Source organism: Paenibacillus humicus NBRC 102415 (assembly GCF_004000905.1).
GTDB lineage: Bacteria > Bacillota > Bacilli > Paenibacillales > Paenibacillaceae > Paenibacillus_O > Paenibacillus_O humicus.
Genome location: NZ_BIMD01000025.1, coordinates 54,738 through 76,755, shown reverse-complemented (window position 1 = coordinate 76,755; position 22,018 = coordinate 54,738). Strand labels below are relative to the sequence as shown.

Sequence of the window (22,018 nt, the reverse complement as noted above, 5' to 3'; positions counted from 1 at the left end):
TTTTGGCTTGACTTTCTAGCTTGACTTTCTAGCTTGACTTTCTAGCTTGACTTTCTAGCTTGACTTTCTAGCTTGACTTTCTAGCTTGACTTTCTAGCTTTTTAGCTTTTTAGCGTTCTAGCTTTTAGCTCTCAAGCTTTCTAGCCCTCAAGCTTTCTGGCTTTTGGCTATTATCGCATACTCTCCGCTTTCCGGCTCGCCCGTTCATGCTGCCGAGGCCGGAAATTCCATCCATTCCGGGTAAAACCCAAAAAGGAAGGAAGCGGCGAATTTTTTTCGCCGTTCCTTCCGTGCCTATCGCTTATTTCTGGGTTTTCGCCCATTCGTCAAGCTGACGCTGAAGCTCCGTCTTGACCTTCGCGAAGCCTGCCGCATCGCGTTTCTTGCGGTATTTCTCGATGATTTTCGGGCGGTTCTCCAGCGTGGCCCCGTTGAGCAGCGGCTGGAACTCCTTGTCGACGTTGGCGATGGAGGCGAGCTCCGCCTTCACCGGCTCCTGATCGAAGGTGAAGCCGAGTGCGATGGAATGGTCCGCGCTTTTGTTGAACTCCTCGAACTTCTCCCATTTCTGCGGATCTTCGTTCTCCCACAGGTAATCCTTGAACTGATCGCCGAACATCCAGCCGCCCGGATTCGGATAACCGGTCGTTTCCGCGGTGACGCCATCCGGATAGCCGATGATGTTGTCCGATTTCTTCACGTAGTGGACGCCTTCGATGCCCCAGACGAGCATGTTCAGCAGTTCCTTATCCGTATAGAGCATGTTGAGGAACATCATCGTGCGGTCCGGATCCTTGGATGTCCGCGAGATCGCGAGCATCGCTCCTTGCGCGTCGCCGGTGACCGTGAAGGGCTTGGCGATCTCCACCTGCACGAGATCCACTCCCGACGTCACGCTCAGCTCCTTGTCCTTGCCCGGCTTGAGCGATTGGGCGACGGAGAAGGCTTTGCCGGCCTTGATGAGGTTCAGGCCCTGATCGGCGTCCGAGGTCAGGTAATCCTTGTCGAAATAACCGGCCTTGACCCATTTGTCCATCTTCTTGTCGAACTCGCTAGGCTCGTCGCCGAGAGAATCGACCGCCTTCAGCTCCGTGCTTCCGCGCGGGATGCCCAGACCCGTGACGAGGAAGTCCGAGTTCGCCGCCGACCAGATGTTGCTCAGCTTCAGGCTGACGATCGGAGTGACGCCGGGCTCGTTTTTCTTGACCGTGTCGAACATCGTCTCCAGGTCGTCAAGCGTCTTGATACCGTCGGTGTTGAAGTGATACTTGTCGACCAGCTTCTTGTCGAGCACGAGGCCGAAGCCTTGGGCGAATTCCTTGTGCGTCGGCAGGCCGTACAGCTTGCCGCTGATCTTGGCTCCGTTGATGAAGTCATCGCAGAGCACGCCCTGAATGTCCTTGCCGTTCTTGGCCATCAGGTCTTCTAGCGGCAGGAACTGTCCCTTGGACACGTCCTTCGCGTAGTTGAACCAGCTGGCCGTGAACATGAGGTCGAACGGTTCGTTGGACAGCTTCATCAGGTTCGTCTTGTCGTCCCAGGAGCCCCACTCGATCGGCTTGAGCTCGATCGTCGCGTTGATCTTCTCGGTCAGATACTTGCTCATGGCATCCTGCACCATCTGCAGATCCTTCGGCGCCGAGCCCGGGTAGACGAGGGTGATCTTGTAAGGCTTGAGGCCGCCGGCCGCTGCGGCGCCTTCGGCTCCCGCATTGGCTGTGCCGGAAGCGGAGTTGTCCGCATTCCCTCCGTTGTTGCCGTTCCCGCAGCCGGCGAGCGCCAGCATGCCTCCGAGCGCCAGCATGGACAGCGTGTAAATGGACTTTTTCATGTACTGAACCCCTTTCGTCGCAATCAGATGCTTGTATGGAAGGAGAGCGTCCGGCTTAACCTTTGACGGCGCCGCTCGTGATGCCGCTGATATAGAAGCGCTGGAAGAACGGATACGCCGCCAGCAGAGGCGCCACGCCGACGACCGCGAAAGCCATCCGGACCGTCTCGCGGGGCATTTTGGCCAGCTGCTCGCCTGCCTGAGCGTTCGATCCCGCCTTCATGATCAGATACTGCACGTTGTTGAGCGTCTTCGTCATCAAATACTGGATATTGTACAATTCCTGCTTGTCGATGAACAGCATGCAATTATACCAGTCGTTCCAGTAGGCGAGGACGTTGAACAATCCGATCGTGGCGACGATGGGAAGAGAGAGCGGGATGACGATGCTTTTGAAGATCGTCCATTCGCTCGCTCCGTCGATCGTGGCGGACTCCAGGATGGAGTCGGGAATCGAAGTGGAGAAGAAGCTGCGCATGAGCAGCACGTTGAAGGCGCTCAGCAGCAGGTTCGGGATGATCATCGACAGCAGCGTGTTTTTGATCCCGAACATGTTGACGTAGGTCAGGTACCAAGGCGCCATCCCGCCTCCGAACAGCATCGTGAAGAAGAGGAAGAAGCTGAGCGTGCGGCGGAAGGGCATATCCGGCCGCGACAGCGGATACGCATACAGGCAAGTGATCAGCAGGCTGACCACGGTGCCGATGAGCGTTACGGCGATCGTCACTCCGTACGCCTTGGCGATGGTGGAGAAGTCGTTGAAGAGGAACGAATACGCTCCGGTGCTGAATTCGCTCGGGAAGAGCGAGTAGCCGTGCTTCAGAATCGACTCCTCGCCGGATATCGATACCATGAACACCAGCAGGAACGGCACGAGCGAGAAGAGCACGAACAGCCAGAAGAACAGATGGATGAACGGGTGTCGGGAATTCATGGCTCCGGTCATGTTGCGGAAAGCCTCCTTTCTCAGAAGAGCGAGCTGTTCTTGTCGTAACGTCTAACGGCGAGGTTGGCGCCGAGGATCAGGAAGAAGCATACGACGGATTGGTACAGGCCAGCGGCCGAAGACATTCCGATGTCGCCCAGCTGCACCATGGCGCGGTAGACGAAGGTGTCGATCGTATTTGTCGTCGGAATGAGCGGACCGGAAGCCATCGTCACCTGATAGAAGAGGCCGAAGTCCGAGCGCAGAATGCTGCTGACGGCCATGAGCGTCATGATGAGGATGACCGGCATGATGAGCGGCAGCGTGATCGCCGTCATCTGCTTCCAGCGGGTCGCGCCGTCGATCCTGGCGGCTTCGTAGTATTCCTTGTCGATGCCGATGATGGCGGCGAAGTAGATGATCGACAAGTAGCCTGCGTTTTTCCACGCGTTCACGATGACCAGGATGTAAGGCCAGTAGCCGGCCTCGCTGTACCACGCGATGGAATCCTTGTGGAAGTATTTCGTCAGGACCGTGTTCACGAGACCGCTGTCCTGATTGAGGAAGCCGTAGACGAGATAGGCGACCACGACCATGGAGACGATATGCGGGAGCAGGAATGTGCTCTGGTAGAAGCGGGAGATGGCCTTGCCCTTGATCTCGTTGATCAGGATCGCCACCAGCAGGGCGAATACCGTATTCACGACGATGAAGACGACGTTGTACAGCACGGTATTGCGCGTGATGATGAAGGCGTCCGGCGAGTTGAACAGAAATTTGAAGTTGTCGAGGCCCGACCAGGGACTGTTCCAGATGCCCTTGTCGTAGCTGAGCGTCTTGAAGGCAAGAATGACGCCGTACATCGGAATATAGTTGTTGATGATGAGGTAGATCAGTCCGGGAACCGTCATGATCAGCAGGGCCCGGTATTTCTTCAGCTTGCGCAGAAAGGCGCTCGTTCTCGTGTCGCGCCGGACTTCAGCCGCTTGCTTGACAGCCGTCTCCAACTCTATCCGCCTCCCAATGTTGTCTTGTATGCTGCCGCAGCCGTTCTCTGCCGCGGCGGCTTATGGACTCATTATAGGGATTCGCCGGACGGGCCAGCTACTAGGATCATGACTTCCCGTTGCCACGCTCGTGACTTGTTGTTCCGGCGGCGCCGGATCGTATTGACGGTGCTCTCCGCCCTCTTTATGCTAGCGGTGAGCAAGGGAACCGGCGGCGGATGCCGCCTCCTATCCATTCCTAGGAAGGTGACATAATGGCAAAGAAAGAAGCAATCATCAAGAGGGTGTTTATTTTGGGCATGGACGGAGCCGGGAACTTCGTGCAGCAGGCGCAGACGCCTTTCCTGGACGCATTCCTTCCGCAAGGCGCCTACACGTACGCGGCGCAGGCGGAGTCTCCGACGATCAGTGCGGAATGCTGGGGCTCCGTGCTGCATGGAGTCGTTCCGGCCCGGCATGGGCTGACCAATGAGATCGCGGCGACCGAGCCTTATCCGGCCGAATCTCCCTATCCTTCCCTGTTCCGTCTGGCGCGGGAGCAGCTGCCGCAAGCCAAGCTCGCTTCCTTCACCGGCTGGGGACCGATCAACGACGGCATTATTGAAAGGAACGCCGGCGTCGAGAAGCTGTCCGCCCCCGATGCGGAGCTCGTCCCCGAGCTGATCCGCTACTTGGAGGCGAACCCGGATGCAGCTCTGCTCTTCCTCCAGCTCGATGAGCCGGACGGCTCCGGACACCGGTACGGCTACGGTCCCGACTCGCTCCCTTACCTGCAAGCCATCTCCGAGTGCGACCGTTTGCTCGGAAGCGTCGTGGACGCCATCGGCCGTCTGGGACTGCTGGAGGACAGCCTGATCATCCTGCTCACGGATCACGGCGGCGGCGGCGCGGACAAGTTCAGCCACGGCAGCGAGCATGAGATGGACAAAAACGTCTTCTGGGGATGCGTAGGACCCGGCATCGCCCCGGGTGAGCTCACCGCTCCGGTCAGCATCAAGGACACTGCGGCCGTAGCCGCTCGCGCGCTCGGACTCCAGCTGCCGAGCGGCGTGGATGCCCGCATTCCGGAAGGGCTGTTCGGGACATGAGGAGCCGCAAGCCGCCGCTGCGGTTCCGCGGGGACGGCACGTTCACGATCGTGCAGTTCACCGACACGGAATTTTGCCGCGACGACGAAGAAGAGCGGCGCATGGCCGCCATGATGGAACGGATTCTGAGGACCGAGGACGCCGATCTGGCCGTGTTCACGGGCGATGTCATCGCCTCCCTCGGCCACCCCGATCCGGTCGAGGCTTTCCGCCGGGCATGCCGCGTTCCGGAACAGGCCGGCGTGCGGTGGGCGGCCGTATTCGGCAACCACGACTCGGAGGGAATGGTTACGAGGGAGCAGCTGCATGCTCTGCAGCTGGCTTATCCGCTCAACGCGGCCAAGCCCGACCCTCCGGGCATCCACGGCAGCGGCAACTATGTGCTGACCGTGATGGGCTCGGGAGCCGGGCAGGAGAGCAAGCCGGCGGTTGCCGCTGGCGGCAATGAGGACGAGGCGGCGGCCGGGGCAGGCATCGCCGGGAGCAAGCCGGCGGTTGCCGCTGGCGGCAATGAGTACGAGGCGGCGGCTGCGCTGTACTTTCTCGACTCCGGCAGCTATTCGCCGCTGGAATACACCCGGATGGGCTTCTACGATTGGATCCGCCGCGACCAGATCGACTGGTACGCCTCGCAGTCGCAGCGGCTGACCGAAGGCAACGGCGGCGTGCCGCTGCCGTCGCTGGCTTTCTTCCACATCCCGTTACCGGAATACAACGACGTCTGGGATTTCGCGGTCTGCTACGGCGAGCGCAATGCCGACTTCTCCTGCGCTCCCTGGATCAACTCGGGCATGTTCGCCGCGATGGTCGAGATGGGCGACGTCGTCGGCACTTTCGCCGGGCATGACCACGGCCATGATTACTGGGGAGATTGGCATGGCATCCGGCTTAGCTTCGGACGGACGACGCGCAATGGCTATCTCGACCGTCCGTTCCTGCCCGGCGCCCGTGTCATCCGCATGCGGGAGGGCAGCAGGGAATTCGAAAGCTGGATCCGTCTGGAGGATGGGACCGTCATTCGGGAGCAGCAGCGCCACGAGCCGACGGGCCGAACTCCGGAGGTAGGCTCGATGGGTCTGAACAAGGTATATCCCGGGGGCATTTGAGCAAAATCGGGGGCATTCCAGCTTTATCGGACATACGTTCCGCTATTTTACTGTTTCGGGGGCATATTCAACTTTATCGGACATACGTTCCGCTATTTCGTTGTTTATATCTAAATGACAATAGAAATTCAAAGAATAACGGATCCTATGTCCGATAGCTATGCCCTGATCTCGCTTTTCCTCTAAATAGCGGATCGTATGTCCGATCGGCGCCTGCCGCTGCGCCTGAAGCTCGGTGCAAGGAGTTTATGCTGCCCGAGAAAAGGAATTTGTCGGCGCATAGACAGCTTGAATGCATGTTTACTCTAAAACCCGATCATGGAAGCTCGTTGAATCGATGTCCGTCGTGAGGGGCTCGGATGTGTATCAAGCAACCATGAGGCTCGTTTACCCTTAGACCAGCATGAGCGCTTGGGTACTATGCAACAAGCAGCAAAGCTCGTCGAACATAGACCGGCGTGAATGGTCATTCCTATGTATCTACGAAGGAAGGCTCATCAACAAATAGTGCCGCAGCCGGGACGTCGGCCTTGAAGAACAACCGCTACTCTCGCGAAAGAAGGTGCTTCATGAATATCGGGTTGCAGTCCATGTTCTACAAATACAAACGTTCCGTGAACTGGTGGGATCAAGGCCGGAAGGATGCAGCGGTCAAGCATCTGGATTTGCGCTGCTGCCGCCGGGACAGCGCGGCCTTCCAGGCGCTCGTCAGCTCGGATGAAGAGGATTTCCTCGCGACTTGCGGCCATGACGCGCTCCTGTGGAAGGGCGGCCCGCTCAAGATCATCCGCTGCGAGCTGGAGACGGACGCTCCCGTCCGTTCGGAGATCAAGTGGGTCGGGCTTATCGAGGACGACAACGGGACTCCGACAGCCGACACGCTGCTGGATGACGTCCATGTTTTTGTGGCGAAAAGGAGCATCCAGCCTGCCTGGATCGAGCTTCACGCTTCCGAAAGCGCCGCTCCGGGCACCTATTCCGGCGTAATCCGCTTTTATGCGCACACCATGTTCGAGGATGAAATCCTCGTCGAGACATTGAATTTCAACCTCGCGATCTCGGAGGAAGCCCTGCCGGAGCCGTCCGACTATTCGTTCTATCTCGATCTGTGGCAGCATAACTGCAATATCGCCCGCAAATACGAGGTTCCCTATTGGTCGGATGCCCACTTCGACCTGCTCGGCCGCTACCTGCACAGCCTCGGCCAGCTGGGCCAGAAGGCTCTGACGCTCGTCGTCTCCGAGGAGCCGTGGAGCGGACAAAGCTCCTTCATCGACGCGGAGCCGTCGGATCTCAACGAATACAGCATCATTCCTGTCCGCAAGAGCGCAGACGGGCGCTTCCACTGCGACTTCTCGGCCATGGACCGTTACGTGGCCCTGGGAGAGAGCCACGGCATCTCGAGGGAGATCGAGATATTCGGACTCATCAATATTTGGACCGACGCCCATGCCGGATACGGAGGCTTGATCGAAGGCCATCCGGACGCGGTGCGGATCCGCTATTTCGACGAGGCGGAGGGATGCTTCCGGTTCATGAGGAAGGCGGAGGAGTTCGTGGATTATGTGGAGATGCTGGAGGCGCATTTCAGCGAAAAGGGTTGGACCGATCGGGTCCGAATCGTCGCCGACGAGCCCCAGGACATGGACGTGTTCCGCCAGTCGCTGGACTTTCTCCGGAAAACAGCCCCGTCCCTGCGGTACAAGGCCGCCATCAACCATACGTCGTTCATCTCCGAAAACATCGACGGCATCGAGGACTACGTGCCCGTGCTGAACTGCGCGGTCGAGGAGCATGAGCAGCTGCTGGGGCTGAAGCGGGAAAGGAGCGGCACATTCGCTTATTACGTCTGCTGCAGTCCCGAGAAGCCCAACACGTTCCTCTCTTCTCCGGCGATCGAGTCCAGAGTCATCCCCTGGCTCGCCGAAAGCCTTCAGCTGGACGGCTTCCTGCGCTGGAACTATACGGTCTGGCCGGATGATCCGCTGCGCAAGCTGTCCTACCGTCCGACGATCTGGAAGGCGGGAGACACCAACTTCGTCTATCCCGGCAAGCTTGGAGCCCCCTTGCTCTCTCTGCGCTACAAATGGCTGCAGCGCGGCATCCGCGACTATGAGTACATGCAGCTGCTCAAGCGTCGAGGCCTGCAGGCGGAGCTGGACGGCGTGCTTCGGAGCGTCCTGCTCTACCGCAGTCCGCAGGAGCTGTCGCCCGCTTCCGGCCTCAAGGCCGAGCAGCTGTACAGCTTCCGTCCGGAGGACTACGACCGTCTGTACGGGATTGGCGCAGCGCAAACCGTAGCGGAATAAAAAGGACCCGCAGCATCGCCCTTTAGGCGTTGCTGCGGGTTTTTGTTCCAGCCTGTTCAGGAATAGCTGACCGAGAACTGATTGCAGGTGAATGCGGCATTCGGAGAGGAAGTGATCTCGAAGCCGAACTGCACGCGGTTCACGATTTCATTGCCGATCCAGCCCTTGCCCTTGATCCAGTTCAGCACGGCGAGCACATCGACCGTGCCGGAATTCGTGTTGCTGGTGCGGACGAACGAGAACACGTCGTTGGATCCGTTGCTGCCCTTGTAGACGTTCCATGTATGGCCGCCGACGCTCACGTTCGTATAGGCCGCGACAGGATTGCCGTTGGCGTCCCAGGAGCCTGCGATCGGCCCGACCGCGCCCGATTTGTTCATCCAGAGCATGATCTCATGGGCGTAGTTGCCGGTCCAGATGTCGTAATCGGACGAATAGCTCGAGCCGCTGCCAGGAACCGTGACGTTGAACGAGCTGGTGAGGCTTTTGAGGGAGCCGATCGCAATGCCGATATCCTTGGTGCTGTTGGGGTAGGACTTCACGCCCCCGGTGGACGGCTGGTTCGAGGTCACGCCCCAGTTGCTGTAGGAATTGGCCCAGATCGTCTGGGCGCCGGCGCCGCTGCCCCATACATTGTTGTAGACGATATAGCCGCCGTTGCTCCAATTGCCGAATTTATCGGATGAAGTCCAGGCAGCCGCATAGACCGCTGATGCAAAAGCAAGGAAGCATAAGGCGGCGATGACAGCAGACGAAAGCAGCCGTTTCGTTCTGTTCATGATTTATTCCTCCGTTTCGAATTGGGATGGACCAGAAAACGGGTAAGCACGAAAACACGCACATGCCGGCGGAAATCCGCTTGTTAAAGGCATCACCTCCGGGGATTGGATCTGTCGGCGCAACGCGGCGGTTCGCGCTGAAACCTTGGACGCTGCGCCGTCCACATAACCTTTGCCTAGACTGTGCAAGAAGGAGATAATCAACTTGTAAGCGCTATCAATCCAGGCAAAATAGATTGTAGCATTCTCCCTGAACAGGAGGTACCCTCTGAATCCGCTCAAAAAACCCCTCCAAATCAGACATGAGGCTGTCTTCTTGGAAGGGACGGCACGGACGGCATTCATGCCTCAGGACAGGGCTCTGACACATCTTGAGACAGCGCTCATCCGACTTTCGTCGCATCATCGAGGCAGCACTCAAGGAATTCCGCGCATCATAGAGGCAGGACTCAAAGGAATTCCGCCCATCATAGGCAGCGCTCTAAGGAATTCAGCCATCATAAGGCAGCGCTCAAAGGAATTCAGCCCATCATAAGGCAGCGCTTTAATAAAGTTCGCCCATCATGGGCGGCGTTCTAATGACTTTCAGAGACAGCATTTTCCTAATGCTGACAACAGGCTGTCAGGAAAAAGATGTATGCTGGAATCAGCACCATCCATATGCAGTTTCATCCCACTGCAATCCATGTACGATCAAAGGAGGATTTTCCATGTCGAAACCATTGCCTTCCGTATCTCTGCGACCCTATGCAAAGGATGATTCCTACCTGCTTCAGCTTGCCAACGCCCCCGACATGACCCGCTATATCGGAGGACCGGAGACCGAGGAGAAGGTTGTTGCGCGGCATGAGCGCTATTTGGCTTTGCAGCATCACGCCACCGACCGGATGTTCACCATCCTCCTTCCGGATGGCACCCGGGCAGGCTGCATCGGCTGCTGGGAGCATGTATGGAACGGGCAGAGCGTTTATGAGATGGGCTGGTTCACTCTCCCGGCTCTTCAGGGACAGGGGATCGGAACGGCTGCGCTCAAAGCCGCCGTCGCGTTTGCAGCCTCGGAAAGAAAATTCAGCCATGCATGCGCGTTCCCCTCCGTGCTCAATCTGCCGTCCAATGCGATTTGCCGGAAAGCCGGCTTCGATCTCGTCGGCGAATGCCGATTCGAGTATCCCAAAGGGAGCTTCATGACCTGCAATGAATGGCGTGTGAAGCTGTGGAACGATTGATCTGGTCCTCGGTATCGAACGCTTGGCCCCCTCCTTCCAGACGACAACCAAGACGGAAGGATCGGAAGCCTGCGTTTTCTCCAGACACAAGCATTACCCGGGAAATAGTCCCTTGGACCTTAGCGATTCGACATGAAAATCATCGGTTCGCGCGCGGAATCAAGACGTCCCATGAGCTTCAGCATGGTGGACTCCGATATCGCGACACAGCCGGCCGTCGGCTTCGAGGAGCTTCTCCATAGATGGAGGAAGATCGCGCTTCCTTTGCCGGCGACGACGGGATGTGTATTGTACTCGATCACCATGGCGTAGCGGTACAGCGGCTGCTTGAGCCGTTCGAAGGAATTCCACAGACGCGAAGGATCGCCTTCCGTACGGATCCAGCGGTTGTAATCCCGTGATTCGGGATCGTCGATCCAATAGTCCGAGCTGTCGGTAATCGCATAGGGCATCTTCAGCCCGGGCGGCTTTACGGAACTGCCGAAGGCTTTGCCCAGCTTGAACAAGCCTTCGGGAGTTTTGCCGTCCCCCTCCTTCTGCTTGCCCATGCCTTCGCGGCCGATCACGGCCGGCGCCTCGCCGAGCGTGCGGATCCATCGTCCGCCCTGCTTTTCCCACAAAGACAGCTTCGCCTTGAAGCCGGAGGAAGCTGCTGCCACGACAACGACCTGCAAGGAGCCCTGCTCATCCGCTTGAGCTTGCCACTGGGCGTTCCGAGCCGCCGCCCGCCCTCCTCCCAGCAGCGAGATGCCGATGCAGCATGCCGCGACCCATAGGAACGGTTTCTTCGACATTCCCCTCTCTCCCTTCGATAAGCTCTTATTCACCTATGTAACCTTTAACGGCTTCATTCAAAAAAGTTCCTCAGGAGGGCAAGCCGGCGGGGGAGCCAGCGGTCTTCCTTTTCCGGAGCGCGGGCGAGCCTGCAAAAAAGCCGGATTCCCTTTTGGCGGGAATCCGGCTTGAAAGTCAAGCAGCCGACGGAAGAAGTTGTCTCTCTGGCACATTGTGTGTCTGCACGTTGTGTTTTCCATGTTGTTTTTCTAGCATGTTGCGTCTCTCGCACATTGAGTCTCTCGCACATTGAGTCTCTCGCATGTGGTGTCTCTCGCATGTTGTGTATCTCGCATGTTGTGTATCTCGCATATTGTGTATCTCGCATGTTGTGTCTCTAGCACGTTGTAGTTTCATCTCATGCCCAATCGTCTATCTGCATCTCCCTGTCGCATGTGCACCGGACCTGCGTGTGTCTTGCGCTGCGTGTCTGATGTACGGGTGATTATGTTGCAGGGTGCTTCCCCTATACTGCTATCCGGTTCTCTTGCACAGATCGTCTTCCGGTGCGTCAGTCCCCTCGTCCGCCGTAGCGGACCAGCATGCCGATGCCGTCCGAGAACAGCTTGCGGTAGGTCAGCAGACCAAGCAGCATGCTCGTGACCGCGGCCGAGCTCGTGAAAGCGAAGACGATCAGAATCTGGTAGCGGACGGCTTCCACCGGATCCGCGCCGGCGATGATCATGCCGGTCATCATGCCGGGAAGCTGGACGAGGCCGACGGTCTTCATGCCGTCGATTGTCGGAATCATGCTGTAGCGGACGGCGCGCTTCAGCGTCCCTTGCACCGCCTGGCGCGGGGATGCGCCGAGAGCGAGCAGCGTCTCGATCTCGCCGCGCGAGGACTCCGACTCCCGCATCAGCTGCGTCAGGAAGAGCCCTCCGGCGACCATCGCATTGCCGATCGTCATCCCGCTCAGCGGAATGATATAGCGGGGAGTAGGCTCGATGATGCCGAGCAGCAGCAGAATGCCCATCATCAGCAGCTCCGTGGCGAGCAGCGCGGCGGCCATTCTCCAGAAGATGCCGGGAATGCCCTTGCCCTTGGCGGAGGCGTTGCGGGCGGCAACGATGATCATGACCGCGATAATGGCGGCCAGCAGCCAATGGCTGCGGCTTTCGAATACAGCCTGAAGCACATAGCCGACTGCAAGCAGCTGCACCGCCGCGCGGATCGTTCCGACGGCGATGCCTTTCTCGAGGCCGAGCTTTTGCCAATAAGAGATGAACATGGTGATCATGATGAACAGAACCGTAAAGGCCAGCGCCGTATAAGACATCAGCTTTCCTCCGCCCCGCTTTCCCCAGGCTCGTCCAGCGATGGCCCCTTGCCCAGATACTCCAGCCCCTCGGGGGTTCCCGGACGGGAGAAGAAGCGGCCGGTGTCGGCATTCTCCAAGATCGTATTCCTTGCCATGAGCCAGATTCGGCTGCTCACCCGGGCAGCCTGTTCCTGGTCGTGGGAAATCCACAGCATGCCGGCTCCATGCTCCGATCTCCAACCCGACAGCAGCTTCTCGATGGACATCGCGCTGCCCGGATCGAGAGAGGCCGTGATCTCATCCAGCAGCAGGAAATGCGGCTTGAGCAGAAGCGAGCGGATCAAGGAGAGCCTTTGCTTTTCTCCTCCCGACAGCTCCGATGCGTCCTTGCCGGGGTCGATCGATCCCAGTCCCGCTTCATCCAGCAGGGCATAGGCCTGCTCGCGCTGAAACGGCAGCCCGTGCAGCGCGCTCGGTGCGGCCAGATTCGCTTCGACGCTGCCCGGCAGCATCACCGGGGTCTGGGACACGTACGCGACCTGCCTGCGCCATAGCCGCGCCTCCATGTCGGCGCAGGACTTCCCGTCGAGCTCGACGGAGCCGGAATCCGCCTGCTCAAGCAGCGAAAGAATCCGCAGCAGCGTGCTCTTCCCCTGTCCCGAGCGTCCCAGCACGACGACGGTTTCCCCGCTGGATACCGACCCGCTGACTTCCTGGAACAGCATGCGCCTGCCTCCGTCAGCCTTCTTCGCGGGGAGGCTCTTCGCGAGCCTATCCATCTTCAGGATATGAGTCAAATCCCGTTTCCTCCCGTCAGCCTGCCGTACCGGCGGATGCCGGCCGTGGCATGATGGGTCTCATTCTACCTCAGAGCCGATAGGCCCACAAGCCCATTAATAGCGGAAGAGAAGACTTCTTTCCATGCGGCATTCGCTTAGGACAAATCAAGCCTTTCTAAATCACACAAGCCGAGAAACAAGCGGCAGCGCGCTGTAAGCCTTTCGCTTATAATAGAGAGAACTGCCGACCGCAAGCAAAGGAAAGGGGCTATCCTCTCTATGACCATCCCATCTTCGCATTTTGACCAGCTCCACCCGTTCGATTCCATCTCCTCCGAGAAATGGGGGCTCCATCCCGGCAAAGACATCCTGCCGCTGTGGGTGGCTGACATGGACTTCGCCGCGCCGCCCGCCGTCCTCGAGGCGCTCCGGCAGCGTCTGTCGCAAGGCGTGCTTGGGTATACGAACACCTCCCCAGCGTACAAGGAAGCGGTCGCCGCATGGATGGAGCGCCGCCACGGCTGGGAGGTCGATCCGAGATGGATCCGCTTCTGTCCCGGAGTCGTCACTTCCCTCGGCGTCATCATCCGCGCCTGCACGGCGCCGGGAGACCGGATCCTCATCCAGCCTCCCGTATATCCGCCGTTCCACAGCATCGTCTCGGACAACGGCCGCGAGCTCGCGCTCAACCCGCTGCTCGTCGATTCCGACGGCACGTACCGGATCAACTTCGACGAGCTGGAGGAAATGACGGCCGACGGCTCCGTAAAAATGCTCATCCTATGCCATCCGCACAATCCCGTCGGCAGGGTATGGTCCCGCTCCGAACTGGACAGGCTGTCGGAGCTGTGCCTGAGCCGGGGCATCCTGGTCGTGTCGGATGAGATCCACGGAGATCTCGTCCATGGAGAGCAAGCCTTCATTCCTTATGCCTCCCTGTCCCCGGCTGCCGCCTCGCGCTCCGTCATCTGCACGGCACCGAGCAAAAGCTTCAACATCGCCGGCTTGAACACCTCCAACATCATCGTTCCGGACGACGGACTCCGCAGCCTGATCACGGAGGAGCTGCGCCGCTGCTCGCTCGGCTCCATCTCCGTCTTCGGCTACGCAGCGGCCAAAGCCGCCTACGGAGAAGGAGAGGAGTGGCTGGATGAGGCGCTGGCCTACATCCGGGGCAATCTGGCCTATGTCGTTTCTTTCATCGGAGAGCGTATTCCCGAAATCTCCGTCAAGCTGCCGGACGGCACCTACCTGCTCTGGCTGGACTGTTCGGGGCTGGGGCTGGAGGATGCCGCCCTGCACCGTTTCTTCCTCGACGAAGCCCGGCTCCAGCTCAGCGCAGGCACGGCCTTCGGAAGCGGCGGCGCCGGCCATATGCGGCTGAACGCCGCCTGCCCGCGCTCCATCCTCGAGGAAGCGATGTCCCGTCTCGCCGATGCCGCGGAGCGGCTTCGGTCCGGCCAGCTGGCGAAGCCGGAATAACCCGGTTCCAGAGCGTGTCCATCCGGGGCAGTTCCCCTGTCCATCCGGACGCAAGCTCCAACGCCCCTCGCGCGCCGCGCGAGGGGCGTTGCTGTCGGCCGCAGCCGCCATACCGTCCGCCTTGACGACGCGATGATCGTTCCCTTTGTTTGCGGCAGCACCGGCTTCCTTCCAAACTCCCCGGCAGCTTCCAAGTCCGATCTGTATTTCCCCATTCCGATCGGTTTCCACGGCGTTGAGCAGCCGGGACAATGGTGCCGCCGCATGTCACAAATTCGCAATATTCCCGGAGTCCGCGCCTATTGCATTCCCCTTCCGGCAGGTGTAAGATATAGCCATGAAGAGATTGTGATTTATTTCACAACTTATTGCGGCGGTCTTGCCCATCCCAACCACGCTGGCCGAACTTATCCGGCCGAGGCCTCTCTCACACCGGCTCGTGGAAGCAAGGCCGCTGCTTTATCGGGTAGTATGTGATTTATTTCACAATTAAATCGAACTCAAACCTTCCGGGAGGAATTCACGATGAAAATAGCCGTTATTGGATGTACGCATGCTGGCACCGCCGCCGTCAAGACGATCGCAGCCGAGCACCCTCAGGCCGACATCACCGTATACGAACGCAATGACAACATCTCGTTCTTGTCCTGCGGCATCGCCCTTCATGTGGGCGGCGTCGTGAAGGATCCCGACAGCTTGTTCTACAGCCGGCCGCAGCAGCTCGCGGAGCTCGGCGTCACGACCCGCATGCTGCATGAGGTCATGCAGGTAGACACGGAGGCCAAGACGCTCACCGTCCGCAGCCTCGAGACGGGAGAGGAGTTCCGCGACAGCTACGACAAGCTGGTCGTCACGACCGGCTCGTGGCCGGTCGTTCCCCGCATGGAAGGAATCGGCCTCGACAACATCCAGCTGTGCAAAAACTATTTCCACGCCAAGGAAATTATCTCGCGCTCGAAGGATGCGCGCCGGGTAGCCGTCATCGGAGCGGGCTACATCGGCATCGAGCTCGCCGAAGCGTTCCGGGAGCTCGGCAAGGAAGTCGTCCTGCTCGACAATATGGACCGCGTCATGGCCAAGTATTTGGATGCCGAGTTCACGACGCTGGCCGAGGAGGAGCTGGCGGGCCATGGCATCCGCACCGCCCTGGGCGAGATGGTGACGGGCTTCGAGGGAGAGGACGGCCGCGTGCAGCGGGTGATGACGGCAGGCGGCAGCTACGAGGCCGATCTCGTCGTGCTCTGCATCGGATTCCGACCCGGCACGGATCTGCTGAAGGGGCAGATCGACATGCTGGACAACGGCGCCATTCTCGTCGACGATTACATGCGCACGAGCAACCCTGACGTGCTGGCCGCAGGCGACAGCTGCGCCGTGCGCTACAATCCTACGGGCAAGCAGGCATACATCCCGCTGGCCACCAACGCGGTGCGGATGGGAACGCTGGTCGGCAAAAACCTGCTGGAGCCGCTCGTCCGCTACCGGGGCACGCAGGGCACGTCGGGCATCAAGCTGTTCGATCTCAACATCGCCTCGACCGGCATGACCGAGGAAGCCGCCAAGGCGGCGGGAATCGCAGCGTCCGCCGTCACAGTCCAGGAAGCCAGCCGTCCCGAGTTCATGCCCGACTATGAGGATGTCCTGCTCAAGCTTGTATATGAATCGGAGTCGGGACGCATACTGGGAGCACAGGTCATGTCGAAGGCCGATCTTACGCAAGCCGCCAATACGTTGTCGGTATGCATCCAGAACCGGATGACGGCGGAGGATCTGGCGTATGCCGACTTCTTCTTCCAGCCGCATTACAACCATCCGTGGAACCTGCTCAACAAGGCGGGGCATGCAGCCGAGCGGCAGCGTGCCGGGGCTGCTCCGAAGACGGCTCCGGAGACCGCTCCGGGTGAGGAAGTCCCGAATGGCGGCCACCAGCGAAAAACCGCATGAGCAGCGGCTTTCGTATTGTCAACAAGGCCGCATGTAAGGTATAATCGGTAAAAAGACAAAGGCAATGTTACCCGCTGAAAAAGTAAGGTACAACCTCGCGAGCAATCTTCGCGCCCGGTTGTGCCTTTTTTTGCATGTGACTTGCTTTTGCCATCTCTAGGGAGGCTTGCGCCGCATGAATCTTGAGTCCATTCTCCACCGTCCCAAGGCCAACTGGGCCTACGGCTACGACACCCGCACGATCCATATCCGCCTGCGCACCAAGAAAGACGACCTGAACGAGGTCATTCTCATCCATGGAGACAAATACGCCTGGGACCGCACCGTCTCGCGCCTCGTCATGAAAAAGCTGCCGAGCGACGACCGCTTCGATTACTGGCAGGCCGAGGTCCAGCCTTCCCTGCGCCGTCTCCGCTACTCTTTCCTGCTTCGCTCTGCGAGCGAAGAGCTGTACTTCGAAGAAAAGGGCTTCCGCGAGGATGAGCCGCTGGATCCGAACGGCATGTTCGACTTCCCGTATTTGAACGCTGTCGACGTGTACACGCCGCCGGCATGGGTGAAGGACGCCGTCTTCTACCAGATCTTCCCGGAGCGCTTCGCCAACGGCGACACATCCAACGATCCGGAAGGCGTGCTGCCTTGGGGCGGGGTTCCGAAGCCGGACAATTTCTTCGGAGGCGACCTGCAGGGCATCCTCGATCATCTCGGCCATCTCCAGGAGCTCGGCATCACGGCCATCTACTTCAACCCGTTGTTCCAGGCGACGACGAACCATAAATACGATACCTCCGACTACATGAAGGTCGACTCCCACTTCGGCACGAACGAGCTGCTCAAGCAGCTGGTCGACGCCTGCCATGAGCGCGGCATCCGCGTCATGCTCGACGCCGTATTCAACCATAGCGGCAAGGAATTCCTGCCTTTCAAGGATGTGCAGAAGAACGGCGAGAAATCCAAGTACGCCGACTGGTTCCACGTCATGGAATGGCCGATCGCGGTCAAGGACGGACTGCCGACCTATGAGACGTTCGCCTTCGAGCCGCTGATGCCGAAGCTCAACACGGAGCATCCGGAAGTGAAGGAGTATCTGCTCGGAGCGGCCAAATACTGGATCGAGGAAATCGGCATCGACGGCTGGCGCCTTGACGTCGCCAACGAAGTCGACATGCACTTCTGGCGCGACTTCCGCAAGACGATCAAGGCCGTCAATCCGGATGCCTACATCCTCGGCGAGATTTTCCACGATTCCTTGCCTTGGCTGCAGGGCGACCAGTTCGACGCCGTCATGAACTACCCGCTGACCAAGCTCGTCGTGGACTATGCCGCCAAGGGCGTCATCGACGGGCAAGTATTCGCCCACAAGATCGGCGAGCTGTTCGCCAGCTATCCGGACCAGGCCAATGAAGCCGCGTTCAACCTGCTCGACAGCCACGACACGGAGCGCCTGCTGACGCTGTGCGGCGGCAGCAAGGAAAGGATGAAGCTCGCCACCCTGCTCCAGTTCGTCTTCCCCGGCGCCCCTTGCATCTACTACGGCGACGAGGTCGGCCTGGACGGCGACGGCGACCCGGATTGCCGCAAATGCATGGAATGGGACGAGGACAAGCAGGACCGCGACCTGTTCCGCCACTTCCAGCAGCTGATCGCCATCCGCAAGGAGCATCGCGCGCTCCGCAGCGGCGGAACGCTCGGCTTTGTCCATGCGGCCGAAGGCGACGATCTGCTCGTCATCGAGCGCAAGGACGAGCATGACCACTTCCTGATCGCGGTCAACTCGGGCGGCGAAGCCGCTTCTGTCCTCCTGCCTGTGCAGCAAGGCCAATGGACCGAGCTTCTGGGCGGCACGGACCATGCCGCAACAGCCGGCAAGCTGAAGATCGAGCTGCCTGCGCACGGCTTCGCGCTGCTGCGCTCGGCGCCGCATACGAACCCGGTCGTCATCGGCTTGTAGGCCACGCCAAGGACTCCCCCATCATGCGGATGGGGAAGTCCTTTTTGCTTTGGCCGAATGATCGGCCTTCTCAGCCGGTCGGAAACTCCATTTCCGCCCAGCCGGGGGCGCTTTGTCCATGCTTGGGCCTTGCTCAGGGCGTGGTTTGTCCCATCCAGCCGCATGATTGCATTTTATTTCTTATTATATAATTAAATTGAAATTATTCCCTTAAGGAGGTTTTATTGTTGAAACTTATCCGAACAGGCAGCCTTTCGCTTCTAGTCGGCCTATTTGTCAGCGTCAGCGTTTCTCCTATTGCGACGGCTGCGCCAGCCTCAAGCCCCAGTGCCGATCTGCAGGCAGCCGCCATCCGAACCGTGCAGGATTATGTCCAGAAAGCCTATGGCCCCTATTACACGATCGATGCCTACGATTCCAATGCCAAGTCGTTCAGCATCGCGGACGGCAAGCTCAGCGCCCAAATCGACATTCATCTGGTCAAAACGCTGAAATCGAAATCTGTAGAGGAAATCCCATACGTTCAGGGCCTCATGAAAGGCGCTGAAACGCTCAAGCTGTCCAAAGACCGAAACGCCGCTCGAGCCGCGAGCTACGTGGAACAGCGGAAAAAAGAATTTCAGGAATACATCGGCGCCAAGCAGGAGCAGAACGACTCCTTCCTGCTCACGGCTCAAGTAAATGATGGGGCTATGGAAGCTTCCACGTTGAAGCTGGAGTTCCAGAACGTAGAGGAATGGATTCCGGCATCTGCATTCGTCCCGGCATCGCCATCCGCCCTCGCGCTGAGCGGAGTGCAGGATCTGTCCGCAGCCGCCTCGGATTCCATTTCCGTCAAGCCCTCGGCAGCCGTGGCGGCCGTCTCCTACGACCGTCTGGCCGCCCGGGATTACGCCAACAAATGGACTTCCGAACGATCGCCGGGAGACCCTGACCCCACCAAATACAATACCAAGGAGTACGGCACGTATTACGACAACGACTGCGCCAACTTCGTCTCGCAAGCGCTGAAAGCGGGCGGTATCCCGACCGATGCGACTTGGAAGCCTTACACGATCGCGTGGATAAATACGGGACAAAACAGAGATGACGGGCTTATGGATTACATGGTCGGAACGAAGGGGTATTTCAAGAAAGCGACAAAAACGACCACTGCGGCCGGAGGAATCATCAATGATGTTCAAGAAGGCAATTCCCATGTCATGATGGTTGTCGCCAATGACGGGACGACCATGACTTACAGCGCCCACACGACGGACCGGTTGAAGCATTCCTTCGCCACTTTCTCAACTTCTGCATATGAATTCTATGTTTTCAATTCCTAAGCGGAAACGGGCCAAGGGGGGAGGCGAAAAGCCTCCCCCCTTGGCCGTACGCCCGCCTGCAGCCTACTTGATGAACTCAAATGTCGACCAGAAACGGAAAGCTTCCTTGGCCATTTTTTGATAGGCATCCGTTTCTGTCTTGTCCTCTGGATCCCACTCCACATCCGTTGGAGGCGCAAAGACATATACCTGACCCTCCAGCTCGCCAAGAACATGAAGATTGGCATATTCGCCGATCACATTTTCTTTGTTGGCTTCCCATTCTTCTTTCGGCCTTGTGGAGATGGCAAAAACAATGCCTCCAAAACGGCTTTTAGGCACTCTTGTAAAGGATAAGATATCCTTATCAGCAGCCTTTTCGACCTCAAATGCATTCTTCCAGCTCAGCGGCATCGCCAGAGTGAACTTGTATGGCTCGTTTCGATAGACAAACACGTTTTCGCTCCGGTCATAGCTTTGCTTGTCCTTCGGCGCCGCTTTCAGCTCCGGCAGCTTCTCCTTCAGACGCTGGATGAACGTGACGGCCTCCGCCCGCGTCAAAGGCTTCTCTTTGCCGTAACCGGCTACCGTTTTCCGGCTCTGGCCGCTGGCCAGATCGGTGTCGAGCAGGTACTGCACGGAGTCGTCCTCGCCATAGTTCCGGCCGATAGCATTCACCGCCAGGCCTGCTGCCTGACCGCGGCTAAGGACGCCTCCTGCCGGGAGCAGCTTCCATCCCTTGCTTTTGGCATAGGAGACATAAGCGGCATCCCACGGGGAGCCGGAGCCGGGCTGCTTGAAGTCCGCCGGCTCATAAGCCCGCTCCAGCATCGCCAGCCACTCGCTCTGGGTGACGCTTTGAGCGGGGTGGAAGCTATGGTCGGGATACCCCGTTACGATTCCTTCTGCGACTGCCTTCTGAATGCTGCCGAAAGCCCAGTGGCTTTGCTTCACATCCGCAAAGCCTGCTTCCGCCGCCGTGACTTGACCCGCAATTGAGGCGCAGACGCTGAATGCGACCAGCGCCGCCAGACGTTTCTTGTTGAGTTTCATCCTTAACCCTCCATGGATTGGATTTGGGCCATTGCTCCTGGACCGGATGGCTCCCGGGTATACAGACAACCTCCCGATTTGCGTGATGAGATCGTGGCGCTTGCCGGACCGAGCTTGATCTTCAAACGCTTGATGAGCTTCAAGACTCCGCTCGGCTGAATGAATCCGCCCCAAAGCTCGGCGGCAAGAGCATGCTTGGTGATAAGCTTCCCTTCATGCCGAATGAAGTACGAGAGCAGGCAGGCTTCCTTCTCGGAGAGCTCCACCCGGATTTCCTTGCCATCGCCTACCCAGCATTGTTCGGGATGAAAAACGATTCCGCAGCCTACATCCAGGATACGGCCGGCAAACGAAGCCGGGGACTTGCCGACCTGTTCAGCCTCAGCTCGATGCTCCTCAAGCAAAGGCTGATCGTGGGGAGGCGGCTGATGAAGAATGTGTCTGACTCCCGCAACATGGGCCATGGCGGCCTCTTCCTCGGACAGCGTCTCGGGGACCATCAAGTAGGTTTCGATGCCAAGCTCCAGCAAACTCTTGAGATGAATCCATTCCTCCTCCCCCATGCGGTCGACGACAAAAATGACCAGGGTGTACTCTCCATCCTCCAGCAGCTTGCTGGCGGAATAAAGCATGCAGACGGCCTCGCGGAACAATCGGCACAAAAACTGTCCCTTCTCGAATCGGTCCGTGACCACGGCGATGGGCATCTTGCGACTCCCTTCTTCGGCTCGCCGGCGCTGTCCGTACTATTGACGCCGCAGCGGCCATCTATGTTTCTCTCTCAACTTAAATTTTTTCCCTAATAATGTTAATAGGACCAAAAAATCAATTTCATCAAAATCAAGTTCTAAAGTAGTAGAGGATGATACAAATAACATATTGTTAAATAATGGATGTCCAATTAAGGCCCGAACTCCCCCGATATCGAGATCGGCGGCAGCGGCGGCAGCTGCATTCGCATCGCGTTCTTGTTCTTCTCCGCGCGCCGCAGCATTCCATTTCCGGGCGGGCGGAGTCCGAGGCACCGCTGCTTCCTGCCATCAACCGGAACGAAGCACGCCGAAAAAGGCGCAAAGCGGCGATGTTCGCCAGCCGTGCACCTTGCCGTAAAATACGATCTGAATGGTCGAAGTGGATAT

General features: G+C 58.7%; 19 protein-coding genes. 9 read left to right on the top strand and 10 right to left on the bottom strand.

Translation table 11 applies throughout. The annotated features are described in order from the left end of the window. Nucleotides 1–301 precede the first annotated feature (301 nt). The 3 genes from PHU01S_RS15645 to PHU01S_RS15635 are packed head-to-tail and all read right to left on the bottom strand — an operon-like array spanning nucleotide 302 to nucleotide 3,667. The gene (locus PHU01S_RS15645) at nucleotides 302–1,831 is read right to left on the bottom strand and encodes an ABC transporter substrate-binding protein (RefSeq protein ID WP_127508390.1); all 1,530 of its coding nucleotides are present in this window, start codon (nucleotides 1,829–1,831) and stop codon (nucleotides 302–304) included. Between the two features lie 55 nt (nucleotides 1,832–1,886). After that, complete coding sequence (locus tag PHU01S_RS15640; RefSeq protein ID WP_094248351.1) at nucleotides 1,887–2,777, bottom strand: carbohydrate ABC transporter permease; 891 nt, start codon at nucleotides 2,775–2,777, stop codon at nucleotides 1,887–1,889. 20 nt (nucleotides 2,778–2,797) lie between these two features. Further along, nucleotides 2,798–3,667 (bottom strand): ABC transporter permease, encoded by an 870-nt coding sequence (locus tag PHU01S_RS15635; RefSeq protein WP_083688694.1) that lies wholly within the window; start codon nucleotides 3,665–3,667, stop codon nucleotides 2,798–2,800. Nucleotides 3,668–4,017: 350 nt separating this feature from the next. On the opposite strand from PHU01S_RS15635, the gene PHU01S_RS15630 reads away from it, so the two are divergent. From PHU01S_RS15630 to PHU01S_RS15620, 3 genes are all read left to right on the top strand, one after another. Beyond that, nucleotides 4,018–4,851, top strand: a complete 834-nt coding sequence (locus PHU01S_RS15630; protein WP_127508387.1) for an alkaline phosphatase family protein — start codon at nucleotides 4,018–4,020, stop codon at nucleotides 4,849–4,851. Next, nucleotides 4,848–5,957, top strand: coding sequence for a metallophosphoesterase family protein (locus PHU01S_RS15625; RefSeq protein WP_127508384.1), 1,110 nt, complete (start codon nucleotides 4,848–4,850; stop codon nucleotides 5,955–5,957). Before PHU01S_RS15630 ends, PHU01S_RS15625 begins: the two co-directional genes overlap by 4 nt. Before the next feature lie 569 nt (nucleotides 5,958–6,526). Beyond that, nucleotides 6,527–8,266, top strand: coding sequence for a DUF4091 domain-containing protein (locus PHU01S_RS15620; RefSeq protein WP_127508380.1), 1,740 nt, complete (start codon nucleotides 6,527–6,529; stop codon nucleotides 8,264–8,266). A gap of 56 nt (nucleotides 8,267–8,322) precedes the next feature. Here the strand turns inward: PHU01S_RS15620 and PHU01S_RS15615 are convergent, their stop codons facing one another. Next, nucleotides 8,323–9,045, bottom strand: coding sequence for a GH12 family glycosyl hydrolase domain-containing protein (locus tag PHU01S_RS15615; RefSeq protein ID WP_076359378.1), 723 nt, complete (start codon nucleotides 9,043–9,045; stop codon nucleotides 8,323–8,325). A 710-nt stretch (nucleotides 9,046–9,755) separates the two neighbouring features. Here PHU01S_RS15615 and PHU01S_RS15610 point away from each other — a divergent pair. Beyond that, nucleotides 9,756–10,271, top strand: coding sequence for a GNAT family N-acetyltransferase (locus PHU01S_RS15610; protein ID WP_076359377.1), 516 nt, complete (start codon nucleotides 9,756–9,758; stop codon nucleotides 10,269–10,271). 119 nt (nucleotides 10,272–10,390) lie between these two features. Here the strand turns inward: PHU01S_RS15610 and PHU01S_RS15605 are convergent, their stop codons facing one another. From PHU01S_RS15605 to PHU01S_RS15595, 3 genes are all read right to left on the bottom strand, one after another. Beyond that, nucleotides 10,391–11,065 (bottom strand): L,D-transpeptidase family protein, encoded by a 675-nt coding sequence (locus PHU01S_RS15605; RefSeq protein WP_127508377.1) that lies wholly within the window; start codon nucleotides 11,063–11,065, stop codon nucleotides 10,391–10,393. A 551-nt stretch (nucleotides 11,066–11,616) separates the two neighbouring features. Further along, complete coding sequence (locus PHU01S_RS15600; RefSeq protein ID WP_076359376.1) at nucleotides 11,617–12,384, bottom strand: ABC transporter permease; 768 nt, start codon at nucleotides 12,382–12,384, stop codon at nucleotides 11,617–11,619. Continuing rightward, entirely contained in the window at nucleotides 12,384–13,163 is a 780-nt protein-coding gene (locus PHU01S_RS15595) for an ABC transporter ATP-binding protein (protein WP_083688669.1), read from the bottom strand. Before PHU01S_RS15595 ends, PHU01S_RS15600 begins: the two co-directional genes overlap by 1 nt. A 261-nt stretch (nucleotides 13,164–13,424) precedes the next feature. Here PHU01S_RS15595 and PHU01S_RS15590 point away from each other — a divergent pair, with 261 nt between their 5' ends. The 5 genes from PHU01S_RS15590 (at nucleotide 13,425) to PHU01S_RS15570 (ending at nucleotide 19,847) form a co-directional block, all read left to right on the top strand. Beyond that, the gene (locus PHU01S_RS15590; RefSeq protein WP_127508374.1) at nucleotides 13,425–14,627 is read left to right on the top strand and encodes a MalY/PatB family protein; all 1,203 of its coding nucleotides are present in this window, start codon (nucleotides 13,425–13,427) and stop codon (nucleotides 14,625–14,627) included. A gap of 132 nt (nucleotides 14,628–14,759) precedes the next feature. Continuing rightward, the gene (locus tag PHU01S_RS26370) at nucleotides 14,760–15,104 is read left to right on the top strand and encodes a hypothetical protein (RefSeq protein WP_127508371.1); all 345 of its coding nucleotides are present in this window, start codon (nucleotides 14,760–14,762) and stop codon (nucleotides 15,102–15,104) included. Nucleotides 15,105–15,152: 48 nt separating this feature from the next. Next, nucleotides 15,153–16,571, top strand: a complete 1,419-nt coding sequence (locus tag PHU01S_RS15580) for an FAD-dependent oxidoreductase (protein ID WP_127508368.1) — start codon at nucleotides 15,153–15,155, stop codon at nucleotides 16,569–16,571. Nucleotides 16,572–16,746: 175 nt separating this feature from the next. After that, nucleotides 16,747–18,522, top strand: coding sequence for an alpha-glycosidase (locus PHU01S_RS15575; protein ID WP_127508365.1), 1,776 nt, complete (start codon nucleotides 16,747–16,749; stop codon nucleotides 18,520–18,522). A gap of 227 nt (nucleotides 18,523–18,749) precedes the next feature. Then, nucleotides 18,750–19,847, top strand: coding sequence for an amidase domain-containing protein (locus PHU01S_RS15570; RefSeq protein WP_127508362.1), 1,098 nt, complete (start codon nucleotides 18,750–18,752; stop codon nucleotides 19,845–19,847). 63 nt (nucleotides 19,848–19,910) lie between these two features. Here the strand turns inward: PHU01S_RS15570 and PHU01S_RS15565 are convergent, their stop codons facing one another. From PHU01S_RS15565 to PHU01S_RS15555, 3 genes are read right to left on the bottom strand one after another with little or no spacing between them, the layout of a single operon-like run. After that, a complete protein-coding gene (locus PHU01S_RS15565) occupies nucleotides 19,911–20,879 on the bottom strand; it encodes an S-layer homology domain-containing protein (RefSeq protein WP_127508359.1) in 969 nt (322 codons plus the stop codon). A 2-nt stretch (nucleotides 20,880–20,881) separates the two neighbouring features. Next, nucleotides 20,882–21,586 carry a winged helix-turn-helix domain-containing protein gene (locus PHU01S_RS15560; RefSeq protein WP_127508355.1) on the bottom strand — a complete coding sequence of 235 codons (705 nt, stop codon included), beginning with the start codon at nucleotides 21,584–21,586 and terminating at the stop codon, nucleotides 20,882–20,884. A 39-nt stretch (nucleotides 21,587–21,625) separates the two neighbouring features. Beyond that, nucleotides 21,626–21,904 (bottom strand): hypothetical protein, encoded by a 279-nt coding sequence (locus PHU01S_RS15555; protein WP_127508352.1) that lies wholly within the window; start codon nucleotides 21,902–21,904, stop codon nucleotides 21,626–21,628. Nucleotides 21,905–22,018 lie beyond the last annotated feature (114 nt).